The organism is Streptococcus parasanguinis (assembly GCF_001578955.1).
GTDB lineage: Bacteria > Bacillota > Bacilli > Lactobacillales > Streptococcaceae > Streptococcus > Streptococcus parasanguinis_U.
This window is the reverse complement of record NZ_KQ969689.1, coordinates 411,726-417,308: the sequence shown is the minus strand read 5'-3', so window position 1 is coordinate 417,308 and position 5,583 is coordinate 411,726. Positions and strand designations below refer to the sequence as shown.

Sequence of the window (5,583 nt, the reverse complement as noted above, 5' to 3'; positions counted from 1 at the left end):
GACTAGACATGTTTTTCAGTGCTTCGATAGCTGCTTCTGCTTGTCCTTCTTGGTAGACACCAAAGGCTGCGTTCAAAACAACAACGGCTAAGATGATCATAGCATCTGTAAGGCCGTCCATTCCTTCTGTAATCACAGAGAGAGCTGCGGCGATCAGCAAGATGATAATCATCAAATCTTTAAACTGATCGATAAACTTAGACAAGAGGCTACGTTTTTCACCTTCGTCCAGTTCATTATGACCATAAGTCGCTAAACGTTCTTGAGCTTGAGCAGTTGACAAGCCTTCAATTGAAGAGTCCAATTCCTTTAGAACTTCTTCTTTACTCTGTGTATAAAACAAAGCTTTATTTTGTTCTTTTGACAAAATAATTTCCTCCTTATAGCTTTCTACTAGGTCTCTTTTGCACAAAAAAGAGACCTGTTTGAAAAAACAAGTCTCGCCGTTTAATATAGTGCCGGAAATAATTTCGTAATGACGACACTATCGCGGAAATCCGCCAGCTACTCCCTTGAGTGCTTTTATTATACCATTTTTATAGAATAAAGCAAGCAAGACCTCTAATAATTGATGAGGCCTACTCTTCCCATTCAACCAATAATTGGTAATTGGCAAATTCCTGCTCTCCATCGAGAGTTAACAAGCGATAAGAGAGCTGCAAATTCCCTTCCTCTAATTGAAAGAGGTCTGTTGTAATCAAAAATTGCTGAATGCCCATTGGAGTTGGGATGATTGCCCCACCATCTTCATTTTTGTAGAAACGCATGATGGATTTAGGACTTGAGAATCGTGTCATGACCAATTCATCGTTGGAAAATTTCAAAGCAACCTTTTCATCTTCTTCATTGGTATACAAGAGATATTGAAAACCTGCTTTTTCCTTCCATTCTCCTTGATAGTACTGATCAACGATTTCCATTTCTTCTCCAAATCGAATGGTATTTTGAATTCGAATCTGCATCTTTGTCTCCTTCTTATCTTTCCTTACTTAACTATTTTATCAAATTTTACGTATTTTGACTGCCTCCATTAACCTCTAGATCGCAAAACAGGCTTTTTTTTGCTATAATAGACCCATGAATGAAAAAGTCTTTCGCGATCCCGTGCATGATTACGTTCATGTGGATCATCCCATCATTTATCAATTAATAAATAGTAAAGAATTTCAACGACTACGCCGCATCAAACAACTAGGGACATCTGGATTTACCTTCCACGGTGGGGAGCATAGTCGTTTTTCTCACTGTCTTGGTGCCTATGAAATTTCAAGACGCATTCTGTCTATTTTTGAGGAAAAGTATGCAGAACAATGGAATTCTGATGAAAACTTACTGACCATGACAGCTGCTCTTCTTCATGACATTGGACATGGTGCCTATTCCCATACCTTCGAAGGACTGTTTGGGACGGATCATGAAAAAATGACCCAGCTGATCATCACCAGTCCAGAGACGGAGGTCAATCAGATCCTCTTACAGGTAGCACCTGATTTTCCAAATCGTGTAGCCAGCGTCATTGATCATACCTATCCCAATAAACAAGTGGTGCAATTGATTTCTAGTCAAATTGATGTGGACCGGATGGATTATTTGCTACGAGATGCCTACTTTACGGGTGCTTCCTATGGAAAATTTGACTTGACCCGTATTTTGCGCGTCATTCGACCGATTGAAAATGGCATTGCCTTCCAACAAAATGGCATGCACGCTGTCGAGGATTACGTGGTCAGCCGTTATCAAATGTATATGCAGGTCTACTTCCACCCGGCTACTCGTGCCATGGAAGTCCTCCTTCAAAATCTACTCAAACGCGCCAGAACCATTTATCCAGATCAGAAAGAGTATTTTCAACTGACTTCACCTCGCTTGATTCCATTTTTTGAAGAAGAGGTCACCATTCAAGACTACCTAAACCTAGATGACGGTGTGATGAATACCTATTTCCAAGTCTGGATGGATAGTCCAGATACCATCCTGTCTGATCTTGCTCAGCGCTATATTAATCGGAAAGTTTTCAAATCGATTTTATTTACAGAAGATAAGCGAAAAGACTTAGCAATCCTTGAAAAATTGATTAAAGAGGTTGGGTTTAATCCTACCTACTACACCGCTATTCATCAAAATTTCGACCTGCCCTACGATATTTATCGACCAGAGCTTGAAAAGCCACGGACCCAGATCGAGATGATTCGAAAAGATGGGAGTCTCGCTGAATTGTCTCAGTTGTCTCCACTCGTCGCTGCTTTAGCAGGAACTCGCTATGGGGACAACCGCTTCTATTTCCCAAAAGAAATGCTGGAGGTTAATGGACTTTTCAGTAAGCAAGTAGAGGAATTCACTTCCTACATCACCAATGATTATTTTACAGGAGAGACGGATGTCCATTAAATTAGTTGCGATCGATATCGATGGTACACTTCTCAATTCAAAAAAAGAGATCACACCTTCTGTATTTGAAGCCATTCAAGACGCTAAAGCCGCAGGAGTCAAAATTGTCATTACAACTGGACGTCCCATTGCAGGCGTTTCAAAACTCTTAAAGGAACTCCATCTGATGGATCCTGGAGACTATGTCATTACTTTTAACGGTGGCTTGGTTCAAGAAACTGCTACCGGAAATGAACTTATCAAAGACCTCTTAACCTATGAGGACTATCTCGATATCGAGTCTCTTGCAAACAAGCTTCAGATTCACTCTCATGCCATTACAAAAGACGGCATTTATACCAGTAATCGAGATATTGGGCGCTATACCATTCATGAATCTCAACTGGTCAATATGCCCGTTTTTTACCGAACTCCTGAAGAAGTTAGAGAGAAAGAATTTGTCAAAGTCATGTATATCGATGAACCTGAAATTCTGGATATTGCGATAAAAAGAATCCCAAAAGAATTTCAGGATCGTTTCACGATTGTCAAATCAGCTCCTTTTTATTTAGAAATTCTAGGAAAAACTACTAATAAAGGTGCTGCAGTTCTCCATCTGGCTAAACAACTTGGAATCAAGAATGAAGAAACCATGGCCATTGGAGACGAGGAAAATGATCGTTCTATGTTAGAGGTTGTCGGTCATTCTGTCGTTATGGAAAACGGAAATCCAGCCCTCAAAAAAATTGCTACACATATTACCAAATCAAATGATGAATCTGGCGTTGCATATGCCATTAGAAAGTGGGTATTATAAAAAATGTACCATTACCAACTAGGAATTTCTACCACCGAACATGATGAATTTGTCATTCAGAGTAATCAGACCAACCTCTTGCAGAGTAGCTCATGGGCAAAAATCAAAGATAATTGGGGAAATGAACGGGTTGGTTTTTATCAAGAAGACCAGTTAGTCGCTGTTGCAAGCATCTTGATCCAACCCCTGCCACTTGGTTTTTCCATGCTCTATATTCCTCGTGGCCCCATTATGGACTACCAAAACAAAGAGTTGGTTTCATATGTGATCCAGTCCCTTAAAAAAATTGCCAAGCAATACAAGGCCTTGTTTGTGAAATTTGATCCAAGTATTTTCTTGAGCAAACACTTGATTGGACAAGAAAATACGGAAACTCCTGCAGTGCAAGCGGTGATCGATACCTTAACAAAAGAAGGGATTGAATGGACTGGTCGAACAAGTGATATGGCAGAAAATATCCAACCACGCTTTCAAGCGAATATCCACAAAGAGTTTTTCACCGAACAAGATCTTTCAAAATCTACTCGACAAGCCATCCGAACTGCTCGGAACAAAGGGATCCAAGTGCAATTTGGCGGGACTGAATTGTTAGAGGACTTTGCTTCTCTCATGAAAAAGACAGAAGCTCGTAAAAGTATTCATTTACGTGGAAAAGACTACTATGAAAAACTGCTCACAACCTACCAAGGACAATCCTACATTACTTTATCTACTCTAGATCTCGCAGAACGGAAAACCTCTCTTACAAAAGATCTTGAAAAAAACAAGGCTGAGGCTGAAAAATTCACAGAAAAAACAAAGCCTGGCAAGGTTGAGAATAACCAAAAAGAAAAAGAGCGCATAGAGGAAGAACTGCAATTTCTTGAGCAACATCTCCAAGCAGGTAGACAGGTCGTTCCTTTATCTGGGACCTTAACCCTTGAATTCGGTGGGACATCTGAAAATGTTTATGCAGGAATGGATGAAGAATTTCGTCGTTACCAACCAGCCATCCTCACCTGGTACGAAACCGCCCAACACGCTTTTGACCGGGGAGCTTCTTGGCAAAATATGGGAGGTATTGAGAATTCACTCGATGGGGGGCTCTATCATTTTAAATCAAAATTTAATCCTGTCATAGAAGAATTTGTTGGGGAATTCAACCTTCCAACCAGTCCACTCTATCCACTTGTAAACAAGGCCTACAAGATCCGGAAAAAATTAAGGAGTAAATAAGTCACATGACCCTCACGACAATTTCAAAAGAAGAATTTACCTCATTTGCTAATACCGTCTCACATCGCTCTTTCATCCAGTCTGTAGAAATGGCATATTTGCTTGAAAAGCGAGGAAATACCGTTCAATTTATCGCTTGGAAACAAAACGATCAAGTCCAAGTAGCGGCTATTTTGTACAGTCTTTCCATGACTGGTGGTCTCCATATGGAAATCAATTCTGGCCCCCTCTACCAAGAGAAAACCCTGCTAGAACCATTCTATGCAGCTTTGAAAGGCTATGCGAAAAAAAATGGCGCTATTGAACTAGTTATTAAACCCTATGATCACTATCAAACCTTTGACAGTGACGGCAATCCAATCAGTGAAGAACAGAGCCATTTTTTAGATACACTTAAAAACTTAGGTTATCAACATGATGGTTTCCAAACAGGTTATCCTGGAGGAGAACCTGTTTGGCACTATCTTAAAACTATCAAGGAAGCTGACTCAAAATCTCTACTAAAATCCTTCAACAAAAACTGTAGTCGCAATATTACGACTGCCCTAAACTATGATATTTCCATCCGAAACATTACCAGAGAAGAAATCCCTCAGTTTAAACAAATTATCGAGGAAACTGGTAAGAGACAAGGTTTTGAAGATAAAAGTCTGAGTTACTACTATGATTTGTATGATAGTTTTGGTCCAAATGCGGAATTCGTAGTTGCTGAGATCAATTCAACAGCTGCCCTTGCCCACTTGGATCAGAAAATTTCCTTGCTAAATCCATCCTCTAAACAATATGAGCAACAACTTCAAAAACTAGAGAAACAAAAGAATATTGTTCGGGAAACTTTAGCTGGTAAAGAATCTGAAACAGTTCCTTTAGCATGTGCTCTCATAATCTATACCCCCTCAGAAGTCACTTATTTATTTGGAGGATCTTATACTAAATATCAGAAATTTTCTGCTGCTTTCTTGATTCAATACCATGCAATGAAGCGAGCATTACAAAAAGGGATCACCTTATATAACTTCCTAGGCATTCAAGGAATCTTTGACGGGTCAGACGGTGTTCTTCGTTTTAAACAGAACTTCAATGGCTACATCGTTCGTAAGATGGGAACCTTCCGTTATTATCCCCATCCTCTTAAATACAAAATGATTTCTCTCATTAAGAAACTATTAGGACGTTCCTAACTC

At 39.7% G+C, this 5,583-nt stretch carries 6 protein-coding genes; 4 read left to right on the top strand and 2 right to left on the bottom strand.

Annotation, left to right across the window (positions count from 1 at the left end; translation table 11 throughout):
- Window positions 1-367: cation-transporting P-type ATPase (locus tag SPADD19_RS01970; protein ID WP_241496404.1), on the bottom strand; the 367-nt coding region annotated here is incomplete at its 3' end.
- A gap of 211 nt (window positions 368-578) precedes the next feature.
- Window positions 579-962 carry a YwiB family protein gene (locus SPADD19_RS01965; protein WP_049517835.1) on the bottom strand — a complete coding sequence of 128 codons (384 nt, stop codon included), beginning with the start codon at window positions 960-962 and terminating at the stop codon, window positions 579-581.
- A gap of 115 nt (window positions 963-1,077) precedes the next feature.
- Here SPADD19_RS01965 and SPADD19_RS01960 point away from each other — a divergent pair, with 115 nt between their 5' ends.
- From SPADD19_RS01960 to SPADD19_RS01945, 4 genes are read left to right on the top strand one after another with little or no spacing between them, the layout of a single operon-like run.
- The gene (locus SPADD19_RS01960) at window positions 1,078-2,388 is read left to right on the top strand and encodes an HD domain-containing protein (protein WP_013903868.1); all 1,311 of its coding nucleotides are present in this window, start codon (window positions 1,078-1,080) and stop codon (window positions 2,386-2,388) included.
- On the top strand, window positions 2,378-3,184 hold the full coding sequence (gene yidA / locus SPADD19_RS01955) for a sugar-phosphatase (protein WP_003018921.1): 807 nt from the start codon (window positions 2,378-2,380) through the stop codon (window positions 3,182-3,184). Before SPADD19_RS01960 ends, yidA begins: the two co-directional genes overlap by 11 nt.
- 3 nt (window positions 3,185-3,187) lie before the next feature.
- On the top strand, window positions 3,188-4,399 hold the full coding sequence (locus tag SPADD19_RS01950; RefSeq protein WP_049517838.1) for an aminoacyltransferase: 1,212 nt from the start codon (window positions 3,188-3,190) through the stop codon (window positions 4,397-4,399).
- Between the two features lie 5 nt (window positions 4,400-4,404).
- A complete protein-coding gene (locus tag SPADD19_RS01945; RefSeq protein ID WP_061455064.1) occupies window positions 4,405-5,580 on the top strand; it encodes an aminoacyltransferase in 1,176 nt (391 codons plus the stop codon).
- Window positions 5,581-5,583: the final 3 nt, after the last annotated feature.

Bases quoted from the DNA above. Each gene is read 5' to 3' on its own strand.
- yidA (WP_003018921.1), top strand. From the start codon at position 2,378: ATGTCCATTAAATTAGTTGCGATCGATATCGATGGTACACTTCTCAAT.
- SPADD19_RS01960 (WP_013903868.1), top strand. From the start codon at position 1,078: ATGAATGAAAAAGTCTTTCGCGATCCCGTGCATGATTACGTTCATGTG.
- SPADD19_RS01965 (WP_049517835.1), bottom strand. From the start codon at position 962: ATGCAGATTCGAATTCAAAATACCATTCGATTTGGAGAAGAAATGGAA.
- SPADD19_RS01945 (WP_061455064.1), top strand. From the start codon at position 4,405: ATGACCCTCACGACAATTTCAAAAGAAGAATTTACCTCATTTGCTAAT.
- SPADD19_RS01950 (WP_049517838.1), top strand. From the start codon at position 3,188: ATGTACCATTACCAACTAGGAATTTCTACCACCGAACATGATGAATTT.